Here is a 23,856-nt window from a genome sequence, read left to right on the forward strand (position 1 = left end):
CACTCCGCCCCACCGGTCGCGTGTGCTTCAGGTGTCCATCGATGCAGCAGCCGACACATCACGGGAAAGACAGCCATCGGCGTCAGCGCGGAAACGAGTCAAACCACTGCATCGACGAACCATTCCAGTATCACTGCGCGGATAGTCGGCCCCTGGGCCATCTATCCGCGCACGGGTGCGGAGCGCCCTAGCTGAAGACCACCGTTTTCTTGCCGTGCACCAGGACACGATCCTCGAGGTGCCAGCGCAGCCCGCGGGACAGCACGAGCTTCTCGATGTCACGGCCCTGTCGGACCATGTCGGCGACCTCGTCGGAGTGGTCGACGCGGATGACGTCCTGTTCGACGATCGGACCCGCATCGAGTTCGGCGGTCACGTAGTGGCACGTCGCGCCGATCAGTTTCACGCCGCGCGCGAACGCCTGGTGGTACGGGCGAGCGCCGACGAACGACGGCAGGAAGCTGTGATGAATGTTGAGGGCCTTGCCCGCCCAGTGCTCGCACAGCTCTTCCGGCAGGACCTGCATGAACCGAGCGAGCACGACGGCGTGCGGGTCGTACGAATCGACGAGCTCGCGAACCTCGTCGAACGCCGGTCCGCGCTCGGCCGGATCCTTCGGGAATTCGACGTGGTGGAATCGGATGCCGTGCGCGCGGGCGACCGGTTCGAGTGACTTGTGGTTGCCGATGACAGCCGAGACCTCGGCGGGGAGTTCGCCTCCGGCTGCGCGCCCGAGCAGGTCGTGCAGGCAGTGCGCTTCCTTGCTGACGAGGATGACGACGCGTTTGCGTTGGCCCGAATCCTCCAGTGTCCATTCGGTTTCCGGGCCGATCTCGGCTGCGACGGACTCGAACCGGGCGCGCAGTTCCTCGATGCTCATGTCGACGGACGACGCACGCACGGCCTGACGAGTGAAGAACCATCCCGTGTCCGGATCGGCGTGGTACGCGGCTTCGACGATCCATCCGCCGACCTCGGCGAGGAACGTCGAGATCTTGGCGACGATGCCCGTGCGGTCGGGGCATCCGAGGGACAGAACGTACCGACGGTCGTCGGCGACACCAGCTGAACTCATGCGTCGATTCTCTCAGGCGGTCCTGACCCCGGTTGCCACCAGTGTCGTCGCATCGACCGAATCGATGCCGCGAGCGGTCAGGAGTTCGAGGAACTCGGTGCGGACTCTCTCGCGGGTCGCGTCGTCGAAGTCGGCCAGTGCACCGCGAAAACCGCTGCCCAGCACGAGGTTCCAGACGAACTCCTCGGTGGCGGGGACGTGATTGGACAGCTCCCGAACCTGAACCGACTCGCACCGCTGTGCTTCGAGCCACGCCGCGAGCGTGTCCGCGGTCTCGATGCGGCGCAGCGGGTTGGACTCGTATCCCTGTCGCGACAGCGGGCCGGTGTGCCCGTCGCCGGGGGAGTGGCGCGCGATGACCTCGAAGTAGGCGTCGCCGAAATCCTTGACCGCGCCCTTGCGCCAGACCGTGACGCCGACGCGGCCGCCGAGCCGAACTTCGCTCACCAGGCGCGAGAACGTGATGTCCATGTCCGGAAGGAAGAAGATTCCGTAACTGCAGGCCAGGGCGTCGTAACCGCCGTCGATCGTGCTCGGAGCCTCCCACTCGGTGGCGTCGGCGCAGACGAAGTCGATGTTCCGCAGGGCGGCCGATGTGGCCTTCAGGCGACCGACCTCGAGCAGGTCGTCGGCGAGATCGATGGCATGGACGATGCCGTCGGGACCGACCGCCTGCGCCGCGGGAATCGCCGACGCGCCCGTGCCTGCGCAGACGTCGAGCACCGATTCACCTGCCGCGAGATCCAGAGCGAACGACAGGGCTTGGCCTGCGGGACCCCAGACGAGAGGGGTGATCAGATCGAATTCACGGCTGGTGGAGTTGAAGGTGTCGGCGGTTCCGGCCGCGCGAGAATGGGACATGTCCCCGAGCTTAGGACGGGCGACGCTGTGGTTGGGTGGTCTCATGTCTGCAACTCGCGCTTCCCTGGCCCGCATGATCGATCACACGCTGCTCAAGCCCGAAGCGACGCCCGACGACGTCGCCGCGCTCGTCACGGAAGGACTGGAGCTCGGCGTCCTCGCTGTGTGCGTGTCGCCGTCGATGCTGCCCGTCCGGGCGGAGGGTCTCGTCGTCGCGGCTGTCGCGGGATTCCCGTCGGGCAAACATCATTCGCTCGTCAAGGGGTCCGAGGCGCGCCTCGCCGTCGACCAGGGCGCGACGGAAATCGACATGGTCATCGACGTCGGCGCAGCTGTTGCCGGCGACTACAACGCGGTGCTGTCCGACATTCTCACCGTCCGTGAGGCGATCGGGCCGACACCGGTGCTGAAGGTGATCATCGAGTCGGCCGCGCTGTCGGACGAGGCGATCGTCGAGACGTGCCGTGCCGCCGAACGAGCGGGCGCGAACTTCGTCAAGACGTCGACCGGGTTCCACCCGGCCGGAGGCGCGAGCGTGGAGGCCGTGCGGCTGATGGCCGAGACCGTCGGCGGTCGGTTGGGCGTCAAGGCCAGTGGCGGCATCCGAACGACGGATGCCGCCCTGGCGATGATCGACGCGGGTGCCACGCGCCTCGGACTGTCCGGCACGCGGGCCGTGCTGGACGGCCTGGGGGCCTAGCTTTCGAGGCCCGGTCAGGTGAACGTGCTGCACGCCTCCGGCTGCTGCGGCGCGGTCTGACCGGGCTGCGCGGCCGGCATCGTGTACTGGCCGCCCTCGAGTCGCAGATCGATCGCGTTGTCGCTGACGGTGAGCGACGTCGGCTTCATGTCGAGCGGGTACTGCTGCAGGCTGTCGGTCAGCACGCCGACGATGCTGTCGACGAGGTCGGTCGGAATGCCGAGTCCCAGGATCGACGCGTTCACGGTCTCGACTTGGACCTGATCGCCGCTGATCTGCGGCTTGACGGTCAGCTGGGCGAGGCCTGCCACGGCGAACGACAACGTGCCCGCCGACTGATCCGCCGTCACCCCGGACACGAGCGCGCCGATGCCCTGCGACTGCAGGGTCTTGGCGATGCCGTCGGTGGACCAGTCGATGTCGGCGCTCGAGCTGCCGATGGTTCCGTTGCTGTCACCGTTCTGCTGAAGGTCGACGTCGTTGACCTCGGCGTGCACGTTCATGCCCTCGGCCGGGCCGAACCGGGCGTCCTTGCTGTCGACGGTGACCGACGAGACCTTCTTGTCGACGAGCGACAGCAGCACCGGCTTCCATCCGATGCCGACGTCGACGGAACTGCCGATCTCGCTTTCGAGCTGTCCGGCCAGGCACGACTTGATCTGCTGTCGGAAGTACAGTTCGCCGCCCAGCAATGCCGCGACGAGTACCAGAACGACGAGCAGCGCAATCAGAGGAGCTTTGCTTCGTGTCATTCGCAGCAGTCTTCCGCACAATTCTGAAAGAGCTCTGTGAATCACCGCGAGGAGGGTGAAGTGCATCGAATCTTGTGATGTGCAACACATGCTGTCGTACTCTTGACGGCATGACCACACGTCCGAGCGCCCTCGAATTGCGTCGCCTGGCTGCGAGTCAGGACGGATACTTCACCATCGAACAGGCCGAGGATCTCGGATACGAACACGCCTCGATGCACGCCAATATCGTTGCGGGAGACTGGACGAAGGTCGAACGCAATCTGTGCAGGTTGTCGGACTGGCCGCACAACGATCTCGAACACTTCGCGATGTGGTGCGCATGGTTCGGCGGCGACGCCGTCATCTCGCACCAGAGCGCCGCCGAGTTGCACGGGTTCGGACATCTGCACCCGCAGTTCGTGCACGTGTCGGCGTACACCAATCTGCGCCTCGCGGACACGCGCCTCGCAGTGCACCGGTTGCAGCTGACACCGCACGACATCGAGTCCACCGGCACGTTCCGTATGACGACGCCGGTGCGGACGGTCCTCGACCTCGCCGCGGGCGGAATCTCGCAGATCACGCTCGACGAAGTCGTCGGCGATGCCGTCGCGATCGGACGCGTCGACCCGTCGGTGCTGTACGCCGAGGCCACGAACGGAACCGACCGGGTGGCCGAACGCGTCGAACTGGCGTTGTCCGCTTGTACCTGAAAATCGGCCTGTATCTAAGGGTTCGGTCGTACACAGTCCCACGGGACCGTCAGCACGTTGTCGCGCATGCGACGCCGATGCACCACGACGGGTAGACCATCGCGACTCAGTCCGGCCAACGCCGCGCGCCACCGCACCCGAGGACCGAAGGGGGCGAGGGGAGAAGCCGTCGACCATGCTCGGTCCGCGGCCTGCAGCAGCGCGTGGATCGGCTCGCCGGGAACGTTGCGGTGGATGAGCGCTTTCGGGAGTCTCTCGGCGATGTCCGACGGCTTGTCGACGGTGAACGGATCCCACGCGATCGTCAGCGACAGCGGTCCCCCGGCGTCGAGCAGAACCCACGCGCAGCGACGCCCGAGCTCGTCGCATGTGCCGTCGACCAGGAGACCGCCGGGCGCGAGAGCGGACAGGATGCGGGCCCACGCGCCGGGAACAGCGTCCTCGGGGTACTGCCGCAGCACGTTGAACGCGCGCACGAGGTTCGGTCGTAGGCCGGCCAGCTCGAACCCGCCGCGCGCGAAGTGCACGTTCTCGGTCGGTTCGACGACGCGGGCCGGGTCGATCTCGAGACCGGTGACGCGCAGATCGGGCCGGACAGTGCGGAGGCGTCGGGCAAGTTCGAGGGTGGTGTCGGGGCGGGCGCCGTACCCGAGATCGACGACGAGCGGATCCGGCGCATCCGTCAGGACACGCCGGACCAGGGGGCTGTGCGTCAGCCAGCGATCGCTGCGTCGGAGTCGGTTGATGCCGGTGGTGCCGCGGGTGATGACGCCCTGTGGCTTGGCGGAGCTAGTTGTTCTTGGCAAGCCAGTCGGCCGTCACTTCACCCTCGCCGCGCCAGAGGTCGCGCAGGTTGACCAGCATCAGCTGTTCGAGCTTCCCGCCGACGAACGGCAGGAACACCTTGGCCTCGGACGAGGTGCGCAGCGTCGACCCGGTCTCGGTGGCGAACAGCGACGTCGTGCCCTTGAGGCTGCCGGGGCCGGCCGGAATGGACGCGTCGTAGTGGCCCTCGGTGTTCTCCGCCGTGAAGGGATCGAAGTGCACGTTGCGCGTGATGACCATGTCCTTCTTCATCACGGTCTGCGCGATGTCGGGCAGTTCGGTCCTCGGGATGATGTGGTGCATCACGACGTCGATCCCGTCGCTCGAGACCTCGAAGCTCTTCAGCTCGTTGTGGGAGTACTTCTTCATCTCCTCGATACGAGCGTCCCAGTGATCGCGGCTGGACAGAGCGGCGTACACCTGCTCGGGGGAGTAGGTGAACCGGGCTGAGTAGTTCATGCGGCGCGCCATAGCGGACCAGGGTACCGGCAGTTCCCGAGTAGGTCTGCTACAGGTTCTTCGCTATCCAGTTGCCGGTGTAGTCGTGCTCGTTGTCGATCAGAGAAAGGACCTGCTCGCTGATCATCGCCTCGATCTTGCTGCCGAACAGCGGGATCTTGACCTCGGTCGTTCCCGACAGCGACATCGTCGACGACGTCTCGTCGCCCTCGAGAAGGGTGGTGCCGGAGATCGACGCGGGTGCGCCGTCGACCGTCGCGCCGAATTTGCCCTCTGCACGGTTGCCGCCGAACGGGCCCCACGACTCGGTGCGCTCGATGACGAGCGGCCCCTTCTTGAATGCGGTGACCGCGGCGGGCAGTTCTTCCTCGGGGATCGACTGCGAGATCACGACACTGATGGTGCCGTTGAGCGGGGTGGCGCTGACGAGTTGGGCGCCGGGTCCACCGATCTCGGCGATGCGGTCCTTCCAGTACTGCTCGGAGACGAGTGCGGCGTGCACCTTGTCGACAGATGCGGGAACGGACGCGCTGTGCGCGATGGGGCGAGGCATACGCGGGAGGGTACCCTGGGCTCCCGTGCCTACCGCAATTTCAGGTCTCACCACGATGCGCGTCGGTGGCCCGGCTCGCGCATTCGCCGTCGCGTCGACATCCGACGAGCTCGTCTCCCTCGTGCGTGACGCCGACGCGTCGGGAACCCCGGTGCTGCTGGTCGGCGGTGGATCCAACCTGGTCGTCTCCGACGACGGCTTCGACGGCCTCGTCGTGAAGGTCGAGACGTCGGGCGTGAGGGTCGACGGCGACGCGATGTGGGTCGCTGCTGGGGAGCGCTGGGACGGCGTCGTCGCCCGTTCGTTGGACGAGGGCCTCGCCGGTCTCGAAGCGCTGTCGGGCATCCCCGGTCTGTCGGGTGCGACGCCGGTGCAGAACGTCGGCGCGTACGGGACCGTCACGTCCGACGTGCTCGAGTCGTTGACCGTGTACGACCGCGAGACGGGCGAGACGTCGGTCTGGGGTCCCGAGCGATGCGGCTTCGGGCTGCACCGTCAGTCGGTCTTCAAGCATTCGACGCGGTACGTCATCCTCGACACGACGATGCGGCTGCGGCGTTCGGGGTCGTCGGATCCCGTGCGGTACGCGGGGTTGGCGGACCGGCTCGGCGTCACCATCGGGGACACCGTCGCCGCCAAGGACGTGCGCGAGGCGGTGCTCGATCTTCGTCGCCAGAAGGGCATGGTGCTCGACGCGTCCGACCACGACACGTGGAGCGTCGGCTCCTTCTTCCTGAATCCCGTGCTGGCCGAGGTTCCTTCGAGCGCGTCGCGCGCTCCGCAGTACCCGGATCCGTCGGGAATCAAGATCCACGCCGCATGGCTCATCCAGAACGCCGGCTTCGCACACGGCTACGGCACCGAGTTCGGCAACGGCACCGCGGCGCTGTCCACGAAACACGTGCTCGCCATCACCAACCGCGGCGGCGCGACGACGGCCGACGTGATGGCGCTGGCGTCGCACATCCGCGACGGGGTGGAGGCAGAGTTCGGGATCACACTCGTGCCCGAATGCGATCTGGTCGGCTGCTCGCTCGCCTGATTCCCGAGCGGTCGTGTCGGTTCGAGCGCCTACCATGGAGTCTTCGTACGTCAGCGTTGTAAGGAGTTTTCAGTGCAGGTCACCAGCGTCGGGCACGCGGGGTTCCACATTCGGACCGATGCGGGCAGCATCCTGTGCGACCCGTGGGTGAATCCTGCCTACTTCACCTCGTGGTTCCCGTTCCCGGACAACTCGCAGCTCGACTGGGACGCGCTCGGAAACTGCGACTACCTGTACGTCTCGCACCTGCACAAGGACCACTTCGATCCGAAGAACCTGGCCGATCACGTCAACAAGGACGCGACCGTCCTGCTGCCGGACTACCCGGTGCCGGACCTGAAGCACGAGCTCGAGAAGCTCGGCTTCCACAAGTTCTTCGAGACGACCGACTCGGTCAAGCACCGTCTGTCCGGACCCAAGGGCGATCTCGACATCATGATCATCGCCCTGCGTGCGCCCGCGGACGGTCCGATCGGTGACTCGGGCCTCGTCGTGTCCGACGGCGAGACCGTCGCGTTCAACATGAACGACGCCCGTCCCGTCGATCTCGACGTGCTGACCGAACAGTTCGGGCACGTCGACGTCCACATGCTGCAGTACTCCGGGGCCATCTGGTATCCGATGGTCTACGACATGGTCGAACGCGCGAAGAAGTCGTTCGGCGAGCAAAAGCGTCAGCGTCAGATGGACCGTGCGCGTCAGTACATCGAGCAGATCGGTGCCACGTGGGTCGTGCCGTCGGCGGGCCCGCCGTGCTTCCTCGACGACGAACTGCGGTTCCTCAACGACGTGTACGACGACCCGTCCAACATCTTCCCGGACCAGATGGTCTTCCTGGATCAGATGCGACGCAACGGACACGACAAGGGACTGCTGCAGATTCCGGGCACGACGTCGACGTTCAAAGGCAGCGATCTCGTCTCGCACGAGCATCCGATCCCGACCCCGGAAGTCGAGGCCATCTTCACCACCGGCAAAGCGCAGTACATCGAGGACTACGCGCAGCGTCAGGCAGGCGTCATCGCGGCCGAGAAGGCGGCGTGGGCGTCGGCGGACGGCGAACCGCTGCTCGAACCGCTGCGAGAGTTGTTCGAGCCCATCATGATTCAGACCGATCAGATCTGCGACGGCATCGGCTACCCGGTCGGGCTGATGCTCGGCGCAGAGACCGTCGTACTCGATTTTCCGAAGCGGATCGTGCGTGAGCCGCTGCTGAAGGAGCGGTTCCGGTACAGCTTCACGATCCCGGCGGAGCTGGTGCGGACCGTCGTGCGCGACAAGGAACCGGACTGGGTCAACTCGATCTTTCTGTCCACCCGGTTCCGTGCTCGACGGGTCGGCGGGTACAACGAGTTCCTGTACACGTTCTTCAAATGCCTGACGGACGAGCGCATCGCGTACGCCGACGGCTGGTTCGCCGAGGCACACGACGACAGCGCCACGATCGTCAAGGACGGCTACGAGATTCAGCGTCGCTGCCCGCACCTGAAGGCCGACCTGTCCAAGTTCGGCATCGTCGAGGGCAACAAACTCACGTGCAACCTGCACGGCTGGGACTGGAATCTCGACACGGGTCGTTGTCTGACGTCGCGCGGTCACGAGTTGCGGTCGACCAAGCTGTAGCGCCGCGCTGGTCACGCCGACGCGCGTGCGTTTGCCGACTGTTTGCGCGAAATGTCCGGTTGCAGCCGTGAATTCGGTGTGAATCGGACCGCAGCCCCCGTCTCGATGCGTATCCGTGGAAAATCCCCGAGTACGTTGGAAAACGTGCATGAGCAGGTTGAACGGACAAATCGGACTCGGTTGTTGTGGTTGATCACAGCGATCGCGGCACTGGCGGCGCTCGTCGCAGGGTGCACCATCGGTTCCGACGGAGGATCCACCGGAAGCGCCGCGTCGACGACGGAGGCTCCGCCGGTCGCGAAGGTAACTCAGAACCCGACCGACGGGGCCGAGGACGTCAGTCCGATCGCCCCGATTTCGGTGTCCGTCGCGAACGGAACCCTGAACGAGGTCACGCTGACGAACCCCTCCGGGAAGGTCGTCCAGGGCGCACTGGCCCCGGACAAGGCGTCGTACACGATCACCGAGCCACTCGGTTACGGATCGGAATACACGTGGGCGGGTGAAGCGGTCGGTACCGACGGCAAGACCGTCGACGTCGAAGGCAGCTTCACGACCGTCGAACCGGACAGTCGAACGTCGGTGAGCACGAACATCGGCGACGGCCAGGAGGTCGGCATCGCAGCGCCGATCATTCTGCAGTTCGACCAGTCGATCGAGAACAAGGCGGCCGTCGAACAGCGGTTGACGGTGACGACCAACCCGCCTACGCCCGGTGCATGGGCGTGGTTCCCGGACGACAACGGCTCGCGCGTGCACTGGCGTCCGACGAACTACTGGGCTCCGGGCACGACGGTGTCGGTGCAGGCGAACCTGTACGGGGTCGACTACGGCGGCGGTGCCTACGGTGCCGACGACGTGACCCTCGACTTCACCATCGGCCGCAGTCAGATCGTCAAGGCGGAGGCCACCAGTCACCGCATGCAGGTGGTGCGCGACGGCGAGACCATCATGGACATCCCGGTCAGCTACGGCGAGGGCAACGAGACGCGCAACGTCACGCGCAGCGGCATCCACGTCGTGACCGAGAAGCACGAGGACTTCCTGATGTCGAACCCGCCGTTCTACGAGAACGTCCGCGAACGCTGGGCGGTGCGAATCTCCAACAACGGTGAGTTCATCCACGCGAACCCGTTGACGACGGGTGTGCAGGGCGCGTCGAACGTGACGAACGGGTGTATCAATCTGTCGACCGAGGATGCGCAGCAGTACTTCGGGACGGCGATGTACGGGGATCCGGTCGAGGTGACGGGAACGTCGATCGACCTGTCGGCTGCCGACGGCGATCTGTACGACTGGGCGATCGACTGGCCGACCTGGGAATCCATGGGTGCGGCGTAGCACCCGTGCGTGCGAATGTACAGCCCGCTGTACATTCGCACGCACGTGCGCCGAAGGCGCCTACGTCCGGTGGAACCGCCCCGGGCTGGCCTGATCCCGCGGCTTGATGATGATCTGGTCGAGGTTGACGTGCGACGGGCGCGACGCCACGAAGCCGATGACCTCGGCGATGTCCTTGGCCACCAGCGGCGTGATGCCCTGGTAGACGGCGTCGGCCTTGGACTCGTCGCCGTCGAAACGCACGAGCGAGAATTCGGTCTCGACGGCACCGGGCGCGATCTCGGTGAGCCGCACCGGCTTGCCGAGCAGTTCACCGCGCAACGTACGGTGCAGCACCGCCTGAGCATGCTTCGCGGACGTGTAGCCCGAGCCGTTGTCGTACGCCTCGAACGCCGCGACCGACGTGATGGTGACCACAAGGCCGTCGCCCGATTCGATCAGCTTGGGCAGCAGAGCCTTCGTGACGCGCAGCGTGCCGAGCACGTTGGTCTCCCACATCCAGCGCCAGTCGTCGAGGTCGGCGTCGATGACGGGCGCGAGGCCCTTGGCGCCACCCGCGTTGTTGATCAACACGTGCACGCGGGGAATCACGGCGGTGAACGCTGCGACGGAGTCTTCGTCGGTGACGTCCAATTGCAGTGCGGTGCCACCGATTTCGGCGGCGAGCTTCTCGAGGCGGTCGACGCGACGCGCCCCGATCACGACGTGGTAGCCCTGCTCGGCCAGTTGGCGAGCGGCGGCCTCACCGATGCCCGAGCTGGCTCCGGTGACAACGGCGACACGGGCGTCGGACGAGATTTGTTCGGACAATGTCATGTGCCGAATTCTAGTCTCAGGCGTCTGCCGCTCGCGGGGCGAGGATTGGTGATCGGCCGCAGAAGTGCTAATTTGGCGGTCATGTCCGCCAGCCACACGCCAGCTCTGCGCGTCACCTATGTGACCGCTGCCCTGGGTTCTCGGCTGCCGCTTCCTCGCGAACTGTGTTGTATCGGTTTCGGAGTCCGTCGCTAGTTCTGTGCGACGGCGTGCTCGCATTCTCGTTTCTGCGCTGCTCTGACCGATTCATGCACCACCCGTTCCTTGTCGTACGGGTCTATTGCCGAGGACGAAACACGTGTCACTTGCCACTCTTCCGAAAACGTCTCCCGCTGCGTCTCGCCGGGGTACCCGTTCCACGCCCGGTGCTCAGCGACCGACGCAGAACAGCAGGGTTCAGGTCGTCGCTCCCGACCTGCGTATCGCCGACAGTCCCGCAGCCTCGGTGCTGCGCCTTGCGTCGGCTCGCGGTCCCATTTCGCGCGACGTAGCCGCTCGCGCAACAGGTTTGAGCATCGCCACGGTCAACCGGCAGGTGGCGTCGCTGCTCGGTGCAGGGTTGCTCCGCGAACGCGGCGACCTCACGACGTCGGGCGCCATCGGCCGTCCGCGGGTGCCGTTCGAGGTCAATCACGAGCCCTTCTCGACGGTGGGCATCCACATCGGCGCCCTCGTCACCGGCATCGTCGTCGGTGATCTGCGCGGTCGCATTCTCGGTGCGGTCGAGATTCCCACTCCGGGCGGGCCTGCCGAGGTCGCGCTGCGTGCGATCACCCGCAGTGCGTCCGCATTCGCTGCTCGGTGGCACCGTCGCACCCCGCTGTGGGTCGGCGTCGCGCTCGGTGGTCGTGTCGACGCGGCCACCGGATCGGTCGACCATCCCCGCCTCGGCTGGGAGAACGCGCAGGTCGGCACCATCGTCGGCGGCGGAATGGGTCTGCCGGTCTCGGTGTCCGGTCACGTCGAGGCGATGGCCGCGTCGGAGCTGTTGCTGACGCCCGCCCGAGCCGACGCCGCGCCGACGGGGACGAGCCTGTTCTTCTATGCGCGTGAAACCGCCGGTATCGCGTTGACGATCGACGGTCGTGTGCACACGCCGTCGACCGGTCCCGGTTCCATCGCGCATCTGCCCACCGGCTCGAATGCGCTGTGCGCGTGCGGGAACCGCGGATGCCTCGAAGCATCCGTCAGCGATCGCGCTGTGCTCGCCGCAGCGATCGAACGCGGAGTGCTCGCTCCCGGTGCCTCCGTCGCCGATCTGTACCGGGCAGCGCACGACGGTTCGGCGGGTGCGCGGGACATTCTCGTCGAACGCGCGCAGATCCTCGGCCGCACCGTGGGTCTGCTACGCGATCTGTTCAACCCGGATCGCGTCGTGCTCGGTGGCCAGGCGTTCACCGAGTACGAGGCCGGTCTGCCTCACGTCGCCGAAGCGTTCGGACGCACGTCGACGTTGCCGCGCAAGGACATTCGAGTCACCGGCTTCGGGAACAAGGTCCAGGAGTACGCGGCGGCGGTCGTCTCGCTCAGCTCGGTGTACTCGGATCCGCTCGCATCGATGAGACGTGCCGCTGCCTGATCCGACGGACCTCACTGTCATGATGTCGACCATGGCAACGAGAGGACCGGTGCGTCAGGCCACCGGAATCGACGGGACCAACATCGTCTACCGCGTGTCGGGCGCACCGTCGGGCCGACCGCTCGTGCTGCTGCACGGGTGGGCGCAGTCGTCGGCCTGCTGGGGTGATTCGGTGCTCACCGAGCTGGCCGCGACGTACCGGGTCATCGCCGTCGACCTCCGCGGTCACGGCTACTCGGACGCACCGACGAGCGGCTACGACGACTCGAAGATCTGGGCGGGCGACGTCGACGCCGTGCTGACCGCGGAAGGAATCACGTCCGACGCCGTTCTTCTCGGCTGGTCGTACGGCGGGCTCGTCATCTGCGACTACCTCTCCGTGCACGGCACCGACGCGGTGTCCGGCATCGTCCTCGTCGGCGCGATCACGAGCATCGGGCGGGGTGAGAAGGGCGGCCGCGTCGGGACGTCCATGCGGGCAGCGATTCCCGACGCGATGGCCGAGGAACCGCGGGTCGCGATTCGCGCGTTGGGCAGTTTCGGCAACGCTCTGACCGGCCCGGTCGACGGAAAGGGTGCGCAGGCGCAGGCGCTGTTCGGGCTGACGCTCGCGACGCCGCCGCGGGTGCGGGCCGCGCTGTTCGACCGCGCCGCGTCGAACGACGAACTGCTGCGCACCCTGGACGTGCCCGCCCTCGTACTGCACGGTACGGAGGACACCGTCGTCGACGTGTCCGCCGGCCGTCACGCTGCGTCGCTGATCCCGACGGTGACGGAGTCCTACTGGGACGGGGTCGACCACGGCCCGTTCGTCGCCGACCCCGAACGGTTCCTCAGCGATGTCTCGGCCTTCGTGGACGGGCTGTAACGCGGGGTCTGTGGACGTCCGTACTGTGGAGGCGTGCAGACTGGAGCGGTGAGTGGACGCCAGCTGAACCGGGTTGCTGTGCTGTCGCTGCATACGTCTCCGCTGGCGCAGCCCGGTATGGGCGACGCGGGCGGCATGAACGTGTACGTGCTGCAGTCGGCCAAGGAGCTGGCGAAACGCGGTGTGCAGGTCGAGATCTTCACCCGCGCGACGTCGTCGTCCGACGAGCCGGTGCGTGAAGCGGCGCCGGGTGTGCTGGTGCGCAACATCGTCGCCGGGCCGTTCGAGGGCCTCGACAAGCAGGATCTCCCGACGCAGCTCTGCGCGTTCGCCGCGGGTGTCCTGCGCGAGGAAGCGCGTCACGACGCCGGTTACTACGACCTCGTTCACTCTCATTACTGGCTCTCGGGTCAGGTCGGGTGGCTGGCTCGCGACAGGTGGGGCGTCCCGCTCGTCCACACCGCTCATACGTTGGCGGCCGTCAAGAACGCGTCGCTCGCGGCAGGCGACTCTCCCGAACCGCCCGCTCGGCAGATCGGTGAGCAGCAGGTCGTCGCGGAGGCGGATCGGCTGATCGCCAACACCTCCGAGGAAGCCAAGCAGCTGATCGAGATCTACGGTGCATCCGCCGACGCGGTCGACGTCGTCGCCCCCGGCGCCGATCTGCATCAGTACCACCCGGGCGACATGCTCGCGGCGCGAGCGCACTTGGGTATCGATCCACGTGAAACCGTCGTCGCGTTCGTGGGTCGGATCCAGCCGTTGAAGGCGCCCGACGTGTTGCTGAAGGCTGCGGCGGAACTGTGCGCGCGGGAACCCGAACTGCCACTTCGCATTCTGGTCGTCGGCGGTCCGTCGGGGAGCGGGCTCGACCGGCCGGACAGTCTCATCGAGCTCGTCGACGAACTCGGAATATCGACCCGGGTGACGTTCCTGCAGCCGCAGCCGTCGAACGTGCTGGCGCAGATCTATCGGGCCGCGAATGTCGTTGCGGTGCCGAGCTACAACGAATCCTTCGGCCTCGTCGCGATCGAGGCGCAGGCGTGTGGCACTCCGGTCATCGCGGCCGACGTCGGTGGACTCGGGGTGGCTGTGCGGTCCGGTGAGACGGGCGTTCTGGTGCAGGGGCACCGGACGGACGACTGGGCGCGTGCGCTCGGTGACATGCTTCGCGACCGAGACGCGTTGGCGCGCATGGCGTCTGCCGCGCCTCGGCATGCGTCCGAATTCTCGTGGGAGCACACGGCCGAGGGACTGCTCGAGAGTTATCGAGCCGCGCAGTTCCACTTCGCCTTGGGTGAAGCGCCCAGCGAGTTCTCGCCGCGCCGCACGCGCGGTCTGTCGAAGCTACGACGAGGAGTGGTCAAGGCATGAGCGAAGCGCAGTCGCCGAAGGACACCGCCGCATCGATCGATGCGATGTTGAAGGAGCGGGAGCTCGAATATCAACGCAAGGACGACAATTCGTTCGTCGTCGAACTCCCGGGCGAGCGCAAGCTGAAGACGACGACGATGCTGACCGTCGGCAACCACGGTGTGCGCGTCGAAGCGTTCGTGTGCCGTAAGCCCGACGAGAACTTCGAAGGCGTGTACAAGTATCTGCTTCGGCGCAACCGCAGGCTCTACGGCGTGCACTACACGATCGACAAGATCGGCGACATCTATCTGGTCGGCCGTATCTCGACGCACGCCGTGACGGGCGACGAGATCGACCGCGTGCTGGGGCAAGTACTCGAAGCCGCCGACGGTGACTTCAACGTTCTGCTCGAACTCGGTTTCGCGGAATCGATCAAACGCGAGTGGGCGTGGCGTGTGTCGCGCGGGGAATCGTTGGCGAACCTGAAGGCGTTCGAGCACCTGATCGAGGAATAGCCGACGAAGTCTCGGGTCGGATGTGAAATGGTGCGGACGCGACGGGCGGCGAGTAGCGTCCCGAATCAGACATAGCAACGAACACCGCACTGCACGATCCATGGAGGAAGTCTTGACCGTCGGCACCCGTTCACGTACTCGGAGACTGGCATTCGGCGGCGTCGCGTCGCTCGGTGCCGTCGCACTCGTCGCCGGATGTGGCTCAGCACCCGACGACAGCGGCTCGGATTCAGGCGGGAGTGCCTCCGGCGATTTCAAGCCGTGCATGGTCTCCGACGCGGGTGGCTTCGACGACAAGTCGTTCAACCAGCTCGGCTACGAAGGCCTGGTGGAGGCCTCGGACTCGCTCGGTGTCGAGCCGATCACCGTCGAGTCGGCGTCGCCGACGGACTACAACCCCAACATCTCGAACCTGATCGATCAGGGCTGCAACCTGATCCTCACCGTCGGCTTCGACCTCGCCGACGCCACCAAGTCCGCCGCCGAGGCGAACACGGACATCGATTTCGCGATCATCGACGATTCGTCGATCGACCTGCCGAACGTCAAGCCGCTGACCTACGACGCCGCGCAGTCCGCATTCCTCGCGGGATACGCCGCCGCCAGCTTCTCCAAGACCGGCATCGTCGGCACGTTCGGTGGTTCGCAGCTGCCGACAGTCACCATCTTCATGGACGGCTTCGCCGACGGAGTCAACTACTTCAACCAGCAGAAGAACCGCGACGTGCGCGTCATCGGTTGGGACGTTCCGTCCCAGAACGGTTCGTTCACCGGCGGATTCGAGGCCAACGCGGTCGCCAAGAACACCGCGCAGGGCCTGATCGACCAGAACGCGGACGTCATCTTCCCGGTCGGCGGCCCGATCTATCAGAGTGCCGCGCAGGCCATCCGTGACTCGTCGCGTCCCATCGCCCTGATCGGCGCCGACGCCGATGTCTACGAATCGGATCCGTCGGTCGGCGACCTGCTGCTGACGTCGGTCACGAAGGGGCTCAAGCCCAGCGTGGACGAGGTCGTCGCGAATTCCGGTGGGGGATCGTTCGACAACGCGCCCTACGTCGGAACGCTCGAGAACGACGGCGTCGGCATCGCGCCGTTCCACGACTACGAGTCGCAGGTCGATCCGGCACTGCAGGGCGAACTCGACGCGATCAAGGCAGGCATCGTCGACGGCTCCATCACCGTCGAGTCGCCGTCGTCGCCCAAGTAAGTACCACGTAAGCAATGAAGCTCGAACTACGCGGCATCACCAAGCGTTTCGGATCGCTCGTCGCCAACGATTCCATCGACCTCGTCGTGGAGCCGGGCGAGATCCATTGCCTGCTCGGCGAGAACGGCGCAGGCAAATCGACGCTGATGAACGTGCTCAGTGGTCTCTATCGGGCCGAGGAGGGTGACATTCTGCTCGACGGCGTCGAGCAGCATTTCGCCGGACCCGGCGAGGCCATGAACGCCGGAATCGGCATGGTGCACCAGCACTTCATGCTGATTCCGGTGTTCACCGTGGCCGAGAACATCATCCTCGGCCACGAGACCACCAGGAGCGGCGGACGTCTCGATCTCGACGCGGCACGCGCGCTCGTCCGCGAGATATCGGGACGCTTCGGGTTCGACCTCGACCCCGACGCGCGCGTCGACGAGCTCCCCGTCGGCGTGCAACAGCGCGTCGAGATCATCAAAGCCCTCAGTCGCGACGCGAAAGTGCTCGTGTTCGACGAGCCGACGGCCGTTCTCACCCCGCAGGAAACCGACGACCTCATGCGCATCATGCGCGAGCTCGCCGCGTCGGGAACCACGATCGTGTTCATCACGCACAAGCTGCGCGAGGTGCGCGAGGTGGCCGACCGGATCACCGTCATCCGGCTCGGCAAGGTCGTCGGCGAGGCCGAGCCCACGGCGTCGAATGCGGAACTGGCCGCGCTCATGGTCGGTCGCGACGTGCAGCTGACCGTGTCGAAGGCGCCCGCGACGCCGGGCGACGCTGCACTGTCGATCAAGAATCTGACCGTTTTCGACGCCGGCGGCCACACGGTGGTCGACGACGTCAGCCTCGACGTCCGGTCCGGAGAGATTCTCGCGATCGCCGGTGTCCAGGGGAACGGCCAGAGCGAGTTCGTCGAGGCGCTGCTCGGCGCCCGTGAACGTCTCACCGGCGAGATCGTCCTCGACGGTGTCTCGCTCGTCGGGTCGTCGGTCCACGACGTACTCGGTGCGGGCGTCGGATTCGTTCCCGAGGATCGCACCGTTCACGGGCTCGTCGGCGAATTCTCGATCGCCGAGAACCTGATGCTCGACCGATCGACCGGAGAGCCGTTCGTGCGTCGCGGTGCGATACGCCGCGATTACCTCGACGCGTTCGCCGCCGAGAAGGTCGAGGAATTCGACGTACGAACCCCGAGTATCGGCACCGCCGTCGGCCGGCTGTCCGGCGGTAACCAGCAGAAGGTCGTGCTCGCCCGCGAATTGAGCAGGGAGCTGCGGCTTTTCGTGGCCTCGCAGCCGACGCGTGGTATCGACGTCGGCTCGATCGAGTTCGTGCACAAACGCATCGTCGCGACGCGGGACGCGGGCGTGCCGGTGATCGTCGTGTCCAGCGAACTCGACGAGGTCGCAGCACTCGCCGATCGCATCGCCGTCATGTATCGCGGACGGATCGTCGGCATCGTTCCGGCCGACACGTCACGCGAAGTTCTGGGATTGATGATGGGTGGAGAACATGGCTGACGCAGGTGCGTCGGAAAAGCAGGCGCCGCAGGAGCCGTCGCGTGCTCACGTGGTCCTACGGCAGATATTCACCGGAAGCGCAATCATCTCCGTGCTCGCGGTCGTGCTCGCGATCGTGGTCGGCGCCGTGCTCATCGCCGTCACCGACGAGCAGGTGCAGGAGTCTGCTGGCTACTTCTTCGCGCGGCCGACGGACATGCTCACCGCGATCTGGGATGCGGTGTCCGGCGCGTATTCGTCGCTGTTCCAGGGATCGGTCTACAACTTCCGACGCCCGGGATTCGAGAACGGCATCAAGCCGCTCACCGAGACACTGACGTTCGCGACACCGTTGATCGTCGCCGGTCTCGGTGTGGCGCTTGCGTTTCGCGTCGGCATGTTCAACATCGGTGGTCGCGGACAGATGCTCATCGCCGCAGCATGCGCGGGCTGGGTCGGGTTCTCGCTGCAACTTCCCGCCGGGCTGCACCTCGTCCTCGCGATCGTCGCGGGCGTCGTCGGCGGTGCGGTGTGGGGCGGTATCGCCGGAGTTCTGAAGGCGCGCACCGGCGCTCACGAGGTGATCGTGACGATCATGCTGAACTACATCGCGTTCTATCTCGTCGCCTACCTGCTCAGGACCCCGGGCGCGCTGCAGGCGCCCGGCCAGAACAACCCGAAGACGGCGGCGATGGAGTCGACGGCGGTGTTCCCCAAGCTGTTCGGAGACAGGTACTCGTTGCATCTGGGATTCCTGCTGGTCGTGATCGTCACCGTCGGTGTCTGGTGGTTGCTCGAGCGGTCGTCGCTCGGATTCCGGTTCCGTGCCGTCGGTGAGAATCCGCACGCGTCGAAGATTGCGGGTATCGACGTCAACCGGATGTACCTGTACGCGATGGTGCTGTCCGGTGCTCTCGTCGGTCTCGCAGGCGTCGCGCAGTTGTTGGGCACGGTCACCACCGGATTCGGTGCGGACATCGACGCCGGAATCGGATTCGACGCCATCACCGTCGCGCTGCTCGGCCGATCGAAGCCGTGGGGCGTGTTCTTCGCCGGAATTCTGTTCGGCGCGTTCAAGGCAGGTGGCTTCGCGATGCAGGCCGCCGAGGGTATCCCGATCGACATCGTGCTCGTCGTGCAGTCCGTCATCGTGCTGTTCATCGCCGCGCCGCCGCTGGTTCGAGCGGTGTTCCGACTACCACCGCCGGGCGCCGAGGTCGCGGCACGGGCGGATACCGCGAAGGTGGCGGCACTGTGACCACCGTGAAAGAACCCGACGTTCTGGCGCCCGCCCGCAGCTGGAAGGTGCCCGGCATCCTCGGCGTCGTCACACTTCTCGCGTTGGTGCTCTTCGTGTTTCGTGGCAAGTCGGGTACGACGACGTTCGCCCTCGCGAGCGAGAACGATTTCTTCGCACTGCCGGCGGTAGGGCTGCCGACGTCGGGAACCGGAATCGCCGTGTTCGTCGTACTCGCCCTGATCACTGCCTATGCCACGTGGAATGCACTGCAGCGCACGAGGACCCCGCTCTGGCTGCTCGGCGTCTATGCGGTGCTGTTCGTCGTCGGATTCCTGACGTGGGCTGCTGCAGGTGCAACGGTTCCGGTGCCCGGTTTGCTCATCGGAGCGGTTGCGCTCAGCACGCCCCTCATCTTCGGTGCGATGGGCGGCGTGATCTCCGAACGCGTCGGTGTCATCAACATCGCCATCGAGGGGCAGTTGCTGTCGGGGGCGTTCGTCAGCGCTGTCGTCGCCTCGATCACCGGGTCGACGTACGTCGCGCTGCTCGCGGCTTTGGTCGCAGGAGCGCTGACCGCGTCGCTGCTGGCGATGTTCTCGATCAAGTACTTCGTCAACCAGGTGATCGTCGGCGTCGTGCTCAACGTGCTGGTCGTGGGGCTGACGAGTTTCCTGTACTCGGTGGTGCTCACGAAGAACACCGAGGCGCTCAACTCGCCACCTCGATTCGGGCGCATCGAGATTCCGGTGCTGTCGCAGATCCCGGTGATCGGTCCGGTGCTGTTTCGGCAGACGCTGATCGTCTATCTGATGTACATCGTCGTCGCGTTCGTCTGGTTCGGTCTGTTCCGCACCAAGTGGGGACTGCGGCTACGTGCCGTCGGCGAGCATCCGCAGGCCGCCGACACCGTCGGTATCGATGTTGCGCGGACGAGATTCTGGAACGTGTGCCTCGCCGGCGCCATCGCGGGACTGGGCGGCGCGTACTTCACGCTCGGATCCGTGGGCGCGTTCGGCAAGGAGATGACGGCAGGTGCGGGCTACATCGCCCTCGCCGCGGTCATCTTCGGACGATGGGATCCGGTGCGAGCCACGTTGGCGGCCTTGCTGTTCGGTTTCGCGTCGAATCTGCAGAACGTATTGGGAATCATCGGCTCGCCGGTGCCGAGCGAGTTCATGTTGATGTTGCCGTACGTGGTGACGATCTTCGCGGTCGCCGGACTCGTCGGACACGTACGTGGTCCGGCAGCGGCCGGTAAGCCGTACGTGAAGTCCTGAGCGGTGGGGCCCGCATGCACGGGCCCCACCGTCACTCGCGCATCAGCGTCCGAAACGCAACCAGGCGAACCAATCCGGAATGTGCGGTGCCCACTGCTGGAAAGGCTGCACGAAGTTGTTGTGGAAATCGTTGAACACGTATCTTCTCCTGTTGTCGTGTTTGTTTCTGACCAGAACGAAACTAGCTGCGGCGCCGGGTATTTCAAGCGATTCCCGGGGTTCGTGAGCATTCCCGAACCGAGCTGCCAGGAAGCGTGGGAAACCTGGCAGCCTGCCAGACAGTCGATGCGGTCCGACCTGCATCGCGACTGGCTGCCACATCGCCGGGCCGTGCGCAATGGTCGACAGGAGATCCGAACCTGACTCCCCAGTAGGGCTCATGTCCGTTGTGACGGCTTTCACTGTAGTGTTCTGACAAGTTGCCGATGCACGTTTCGAAGGAGAGTCATGAGCTTCAAGAGCCCCTTTCCCGATGTCGAGATTCCGAATCTGAGCGTCTAGGACTACCTGTTCGGGTCCATCTCGGACGACGATCTCGAGAAGCCTGCATTGATCGACGGGTCGTCGGGAGCCGTCACCACGTACCGCGCTCTGATCGGGCAGATCGACGGCATCGCCGGCGCCCTCGCGGCACGCGGCCTCGGACTGGGTGACGTCGTCGGCCTGCACTCGCCGAACGTCCCCGCGTTCGCGTCGGTGCTGCACGGCATTTTGCGCGCGGGTGGCACCGCCACCACCATCAACGCTCTGTACACGGCAGAGGACATCGCGAAGCAGCTCACCGGATCGGGTGCCAAGTTCCTGTTCACGGTCTCGCCGCTGTACCCGCAGGCGAAGGCGGCAGCCGAGAAGGTCGGCATCCCCGACGACCACGTCATCGTGCTCGACGGCGCCGAAGGGCACCCGAGCCTGCGCGACCTGCTCGCCGAAGGCGCACCCGCCCCGGAGGTCTCCTTCGACCCGGCCACGCAGGTGGCGGTACTGCCGTACTCGTCCGGCACCACGGGCGTGCCGAAGGGCGTCATCCTGACGCACCGCAACCTCGTCGCCAACGTCGCTCAGATGGAGCCGCGCGTCGGCATCGACACGAACGACGCGATCCTGGCGCTGCTGCCGTTCTTCCACATCTACGGCCTCACCGTGCTGCTCAACATCGCGCTGAAGCTGCGCGCGCACCTGGTGACGATGCCCAAGTTCGACCTCGTCGAGTTCTTGAAGCTCATCCAGGAGCACAAGCTGACCTACCTGTTCATCGCCCCGCCCGTCGCCGTCGCGCTGGCCAAGCACCCGCTCGTCGATCAGTACGACCTGTCGAGCGTGCACACCATCTTCTCCGGTGCCGCGCCGCTCGACGAAGAACTGGGCAAGGCCGTCGCGAAGCGTCTGGACACGCGCGTGCGTCAGGGCTACGGCATGAGCGAGCTCAGCCCCGTCAGCCACGCCATCCCGTTCGACCGCGACGACATGGCGCTCAGCTCGGTGGGACTGCCGCTCGCGAACACCGTCAACAAGCTCGTCGACCCGGAGACGGGCGAGGAAGTGGATCTTCCGTCCGAAGGGCTGTCCAAGCCCGGTGAGCTGTGGGTGCAGGGCCCGAACGTCATGGCCGGCTACCTCAACAACCCCACCGCCACCGCCGACACCCTCGACGACGAGGGCTTCCTGCACACCGGTGACATCGCCGTCGTCGACGCCGAAGGCGTCGTCTACATCGTCGACCGGCTCAAGGAGCTCATCAAGTACAAGGGCTACCAGGTGCCGCCGGCCGAGCTGGAGGCTCTGCTGTTGACGCATCCGGAGATCGCCGATGCTGCGGTCATCGGTGTCCTCGACGAGGAGGGCGAAGAGGTTCCGAAGGCGTTCGTCGTACGCCAGGCCGACGCGACGATCGACGAGGACGCGGTCATCGCGTTCGTCGCCGAGCGAGTGTCGCCGCACAAGAAGGTCCGCAAGGTCGAGTTCATCGACATCGTCCCGAAGTCGGCTGCAGGCAAGATCCTTCGTAAGGATCTGCGGGCCGCCGAGACCACGAAATAGGACCGGTCGAGCTCTCGTCAGGCCGCCTACCCGATCGGGTAGGCGGCCTTCCTGTCTCATAGGGGCCTTCTCGTGACTTACGGAACAGTCTCGCCGGAAAGTGACTGACACCTCTGCACTGTCGGATTTAGCGTCGTTCTCAGCACCGTGGCTCGAACCGCGTTGCGAGACCATCAGACGTTTTCCGTTTCGCGGAGAGGATCCTTCCATGCAGGTCGACGACCTACTCAAGCCGTTCCCCATCAAGGAGTTCCACCCGTTCCCACGCGCCATGATGGGCCCCGGCGCGCACGAGATGATCGGTCCCGAGGCACTCAAGCTCGGATTCAAGAAGACCCTCGTGATGACGTCCGGCCTGCGCGGAACCGACATCGTGCACAACATCGTCGAGTCGATGCGCTACCACGGCCTCGAGGTCGTCGTGTACGACAAGGTGGAGTCCAACCCCAAGGACTACAACGTCATGGACGCCGTGGCGATGTACACCGAGAACAAGTGCGACAGTTTCGTGTCCATCGGTGGCGGCTCCGCGCACGACGCGTGCAAGGGCGCTCGTATCTCCGTCGCACACGACGGACGTAGCGTCAACGAGTTCGAGGGCTTCAACAAGAGCGAGAACCCGAAGAACCCGCCGCACATCGCCGTATCCACCACGGCAGGAACAGGTTCCGAGACGTCGTGGGCGTACGTCATCACCGATACGACGACCGACCCCGACAACCCGCACAAGTACGTCGCTTTCGACGACGCGTCCGTGACGACGCTCGCGATCGACGATCCGGTCCTGTACTACAGCTGCCCGACCGACTACACCGCACAGTGTGGCTTCGACGTTCTCGCGCACGCGAGCGAGCCGTACGTCTCGCGCCTGAACTTCGAGCCGTCGAAAGGCAATGCGCTGCATGCCATTCGGATGACGGTGGCCAATCTCCGCGCGGCGACGTGGAACGGTGAGGACCTGCCGGGCCGCGAGGGAATGATGTACGCGCAGTACATCGCAGCCCAGGCGTTCAACTCCGGCGGCCTCGGCATCATCCACTCGATCAGCCACGCCGTCAGCGCGTTCTACGACACGCACCACGGACTGAACAACGCCATTGCGCTGCCGCGAGTGTGGGCGTTCAACATGACAGCCGACTACCGCAAGTTCGCCGACATCGCCGTCGCCATGGGCATCGACACCCACGGCATGTCCGATCAGCGTGCATCGCACGCCGCGCTCGAAGCAGCGATCCAGTTGCTGCGCGACGTCGGCATTCCGGAGAAGTTCGCCGACGTCGACCAGAACAGCTACAGCAAGAACCGTCTCGGCCAGGGCCCGACGAAGTACTACGAGAACTCGCCGAAGATCGTCGGTGACGACAAGGACATCGACCGAATCACCCACCACGTCCTCGGTGACGCCTGCACCCCGGGCAACCTGAAGGAATGCACGTTCGAGACGGTCCGCCCCGTCGTCGAGCACTCCGTGCACGGAGATCTGGACGACCTGATCGGCTGATCTCTCCCTCGATCCTCGCTCCCGCCCGCGGAACCCCT

General features: G+C 65.7%; 22 protein-coding genes. 15 read left to right on the plus strand and 7 right to left on the minus strand.

The features are described from left to right. Nucleotides 1–187: 187 nt before the first annotated feature. Both purU and A3K89_RS14945 read right to left on the minus strand, forming a co-directional pair. The gene (gene purU / locus A3K89_RS14940; RefSeq protein ID WP_068427364.1) at nucleotides 188–1,075 is read right to left on the minus strand and encodes a formyltetrahydrofolate deformylase; all 888 of its coding nucleotides are present in this window, start codon (nucleotides 1,073–1,075) and stop codon (nucleotides 188–190) included. 12 nt (nucleotides 1,076–1,087) lie between these two features. Further along, on the minus strand, nucleotides 1,088–1,936 hold the full coding sequence (locus tag A3K89_RS14945; protein ID WP_068427365.1) for a class I SAM-dependent methyltransferase: 849 nt from the start codon (nucleotides 1,934–1,936) through the stop codon (nucleotides 1,088–1,090). Between the two features lie 43 nt (nucleotides 1,937–1,979). Between A3K89_RS14945 and deoC the strand changes: the two genes are divergently transcribed. After that, nucleotides 1,980–2,636: a deoxyribose-phosphate aldolase gene (gene deoC, locus A3K89_RS14950; protein WP_068427470.1), complete on the plus strand. Its 657-nt coding sequence runs from the start codon at nucleotides 1,980–1,982 to the stop codon at nucleotides 2,634–2,636. A 14-nt stretch (nucleotides 2,637–2,650) separates the two neighbouring features. Here the strand turns inward: deoC and A3K89_RS14955 are convergent, their stop codons facing one another. After that, entirely contained in the window at nucleotides 2,651–3,388 is a 738-nt protein-coding gene (locus A3K89_RS14955; protein WP_068427472.1) for an LmeA family phospholipid-binding protein, read from the minus strand. A gap of 110 nt (nucleotides 3,389–3,498) precedes the next feature. Between A3K89_RS14955 and A3K89_RS14960 the strand changes: the two genes are divergently transcribed. Next, the gene (locus A3K89_RS14960) at nucleotides 3,499–4,083 is read left to right on the plus strand and encodes a type IV toxin-antitoxin system AbiEi family antitoxin domain-containing protein (RefSeq protein WP_068427366.1); all 585 of its coding nucleotides are present in this window, start codon (nucleotides 3,499–3,501) and stop codon (nucleotides 4,081–4,083) included. Between the two features lie 14 nt (nucleotides 4,084–4,097). Here the strand turns inward: A3K89_RS14960 and A3K89_RS14965 are convergent, their stop codons facing one another. The 3 genes from A3K89_RS14965 to A3K89_RS14975 are packed head-to-tail and all read right to left on the minus strand — an operon-like array spanning nucleotide 4,098 to nucleotide 5,920. After that, on the minus strand, nucleotides 4,098–4,889 hold the full coding sequence (locus tag A3K89_RS14965) for a class I SAM-dependent methyltransferase (RefSeq protein ID WP_174551431.1): 792 nt from the start codon (nucleotides 4,887–4,889) through the stop codon (nucleotides 4,098–4,100). Beyond that, the gene (locus A3K89_RS14970; RefSeq protein ID WP_068427367.1) at nucleotides 4,873–5,379 is read right to left on the minus strand and encodes a DUF2505 domain-containing protein; all 507 of its coding nucleotides are present in this window, start codon (nucleotides 5,377–5,379) and stop codon (nucleotides 4,873–4,875) included. The genes A3K89_RS14965 and A3K89_RS14970 overlap by 17 nt, the downstream gene beginning before the upstream one ends. Nucleotides 5,380–5,416: 37 nt before the next feature. After that, entirely contained in the window at nucleotides 5,417–5,920 is a 504-nt protein-coding gene (locus tag A3K89_RS14975) for a DUF2505 domain-containing protein (RefSeq protein WP_068427372.1), read from the minus strand. Here A3K89_RS14975 and A3K89_RS14980 point away from each other — a divergent pair. The 3 genes from A3K89_RS14980 to A3K89_RS14990 all read left to right on the plus strand — a co-directional run bounded on the left by A3K89_RS14980 (nucleotide 5,907) and on the right by A3K89_RS14990 (nucleotide 9,926). Further along, the gene (locus A3K89_RS14980; protein ID WP_217266262.1) at nucleotides 5,907–6,962 is read left to right on the plus strand and encodes a UDP-N-acetylmuramate dehydrogenase; all 1,056 of its coding nucleotides are present in this window, start codon (nucleotides 5,907–5,909) and stop codon (nucleotides 6,960–6,962) included. The two genes, A3K89_RS14975 and A3K89_RS14980, sit on opposite strands and share 14 nt — an antisense overlap. A gap of 72 nt (nucleotides 6,963–7,034) precedes the next feature. Beyond that, a complete protein-coding gene (locus A3K89_RS14985) occupies nucleotides 7,035–8,585 on the plus strand; it encodes an MBL fold metallo-hydrolase (protein ID WP_068427376.1) in 1,551 nt (516 codons plus the stop codon). Nucleotides 8,586–8,729: 144 nt separating this feature from the next. Next, nucleotides 8,730–9,926, plus strand: coding sequence for a L,D-transpeptidase (locus tag A3K89_RS14990; RefSeq protein ID WP_217266263.1), 1,197 nt, complete (start codon nucleotides 8,730–8,732; stop codon nucleotides 9,924–9,926). 60 nt (nucleotides 9,927–9,986) lie between these two features. On the opposite strand, the gene A3K89_RS14995 is transcribed toward A3K89_RS14990, so the two are convergent. After that, a complete protein-coding gene (locus tag A3K89_RS14995; protein WP_068427378.1) occupies nucleotides 9,987–10,742 on the minus strand; it encodes an SDR family NAD(P)-dependent oxidoreductase in 756 nt (251 codons plus the stop codon). Between the two features lie 298 nt (nucleotides 10,743–11,040). Between A3K89_RS14995 and A3K89_RS15000 the strand changes: the two genes are divergently transcribed. The 10 genes from A3K89_RS15000 (at nucleotide 11,041) to mdo (ending at nucleotide 23,818) form a co-directional block, all read left to right on the plus strand. Then, nucleotides 11,041–12,321, plus strand: coding sequence for an ROK family transcriptional regulator (locus A3K89_RS15000; RefSeq protein WP_174551432.1), 1,281 nt, complete (start codon nucleotides 11,041–11,043; stop codon nucleotides 12,319–12,321). 31 nt (nucleotides 12,322–12,352) lie between these two features. Next, the gene (locus tag A3K89_RS15005) at nucleotides 12,353–13,189 is read left to right on the plus strand and encodes an alpha/beta fold hydrolase (protein WP_068427477.1); all 837 of its coding nucleotides are present in this window, start codon (nucleotides 12,353–12,355) and stop codon (nucleotides 13,187–13,189) included. A 33-nt stretch (nucleotides 13,190–13,222) separates the two neighbouring features. After that, nucleotides 13,223–14,563: a D-inositol-3-phosphate glycosyltransferase gene (gene mshA / locus A3K89_RS15010; RefSeq protein ID WP_254303542.1), complete on the plus strand. Its 1,341-nt coding sequence runs from the start codon at nucleotides 13,223–13,225 to the stop codon at nucleotides 14,561–14,563. After that, nucleotides 14,560–15,060, plus strand: coding sequence for a YbjN domain-containing protein (locus tag A3K89_RS15015; RefSeq protein ID WP_068427382.1), 501 nt, complete (start codon nucleotides 14,560–14,562; stop codon nucleotides 15,058–15,060). Before mshA ends, A3K89_RS15015 begins: the two co-directional genes overlap by 4 nt. A 112-nt stretch (nucleotides 15,061–15,172) precedes the next feature. Next, nucleotides 15,173–16,270, plus strand: a complete 1,098-nt coding sequence (locus A3K89_RS15020; protein WP_240931051.1) for a BMP family lipoprotein — start codon at nucleotides 15,173–15,175, stop codon at nucleotides 16,268–16,270. A 14-nt stretch (nucleotides 16,271–16,284) separates the two neighbouring features. Then, a complete protein-coding gene (locus A3K89_RS15025) occupies nucleotides 16,285–17,784 on the plus strand; it encodes an ABC transporter ATP-binding protein (protein WP_068427387.1) in 1,500 nt (499 codons plus the stop codon). Continuing rightward, nucleotides 17,777–19,021, plus strand: a complete 1,245-nt coding sequence (locus tag A3K89_RS15030) for an ABC transporter permease (RefSeq protein WP_254303543.1) — start codon at nucleotides 17,777–17,779, stop codon at nucleotides 19,019–19,021. Before A3K89_RS15025 ends, A3K89_RS15030 begins: the two co-directional genes overlap by 8 nt. Continuing rightward, nucleotides 19,018–20,280 carry an ABC transporter permease gene (locus A3K89_RS15035; protein WP_068427388.1) on the plus strand — a complete coding sequence of 421 codons (1,263 nt, stop codon included), beginning with the start codon at nucleotides 19,018–19,020 and terminating at the stop codon, nucleotides 20,278–20,280. Before A3K89_RS15030 ends, A3K89_RS15035 begins: the two co-directional genes overlap by 4 nt. A gap of 507 nt (nucleotides 20,281–20,787) precedes the next feature. Further along, nucleotides 20,788–22,317, plus strand: a complete 1,530-nt coding sequence (locus A3K89_RS15040) for an AMP-binding protein (protein ID WP_254303546.1) — start codon at nucleotides 20,788–20,790, stop codon at nucleotides 22,315–22,317. A 208-nt stretch (nucleotides 22,318–22,525) separates the two neighbouring features. After that, nucleotides 22,526–23,818: an NDMA-dependent methanol dehydrogenase gene (gene mdo / locus A3K89_RS15045; RefSeq protein ID WP_068427390.1), complete on the plus strand. Its 1,293-nt coding sequence runs from the start codon at nucleotides 22,526–22,528 to the stop codon at nucleotides 23,816–23,818. The last annotated feature ends 38 nt before the right edge of the window (nucleotides 23,819–23,856 follow it).

Source organism: Rhodococcoides kyotonense (assembly GCF_001645385.1).
In the GTDB taxonomy this organism is placed as follows: domain Bacteria; phylum Actinomycetota; class Actinomycetes; order Mycobacteriales; family Mycobacteriaceae; genus Rhodococcoides; species Rhodococcoides kyotonensis_B.

Coding starts and splice junctions, on each gene's coding strand:
- purU (WP_068427364.1), bottom strand. CDS start 1,075: ATGAGTTCAGCTGGTGTCGCCGACGACCGTCGGTACGTTCTGTCCCTC.
- A3K89_RS14945 (WP_068427365.1), bottom strand. CDS start 1,936: ATGTCCCATTCTCGCGCGGCCGGAACCGCCGACACCTTCAACTCCACC.
- deoC (WP_068427470.1), top strand. CDS start 1,980: ATGTCTGCAACTCGCGCTTCCCTGGCCCGCATGATCGATCACACGCTG.
- A3K89_RS14955 (WP_068427472.1), bottom strand. CDS start 3,388: ATGACACGAAGCAAAGCTCCTCTGATTGCGCTGCTCGTCGTTCTGGTA.
- A3K89_RS14960 (WP_068427366.1), top strand. CDS start 3,499: ATGACCACACGTCCGAGCGCCCTCGAATTGCGTCGCCTGGCTGCGAGT.
- A3K89_RS14970 (WP_068427367.1), bottom strand. CDS start 5,379: ATGGCGCGCCGCATGAACTACTCAGCCCGGTTCACCTACTCCCCCGAG.
- A3K89_RS14980 (WP_217266262.1), top strand. CDS start 5,907: ATGGGGCGAGGCATACGCGGGAGGGTACCCTGGGCTCCCGTGCCTACC.
- A3K89_RS14975 (WP_068427372.1), bottom strand. CDS start 5,920: ATGCCTCGCCCCATCGCGCACAGCGCGTCCGTTCCCGCATCTGTCGAC.
- A3K89_RS14995 (WP_068427378.1), bottom strand. CDS start 10,742: ATGACATTGTCCGAACAAATCTCGTCCGACGCCCGTGTCGCCGTTGTC.
- A3K89_RS15005 (WP_068427477.1), top strand. CDS start 12,353: ATGGCAACGAGAGGACCGGTGCGTCAGGCCACCGGAATCGACGGGACC.
- A3K89_RS15015 (WP_068427382.1), top strand. CDS start 14,560: ATGAGCGAAGCGCAGTCGCCGAAGGACACCGCCGCATCGATCGATGCG.
- A3K89_RS15025 (WP_068427387.1), top strand. CDS start 16,285: ATGAAGCTCGAACTACGCGGCATCACCAAGCGTTTCGGATCGCTCGTC.
- A3K89_RS15030 (WP_254303543.1), top strand. CDS start 17,777: ATGGCTGACGCAGGTGCGTCGGAAAAGCAGGCGCCGCAGGAGCCGTCG.
- mdo (WP_068427390.1), top strand. CDS start 22,526: ATGCAGGTCGACGACCTACTCAAGCCGTTCCCCATCAAGGAGTTCCAC.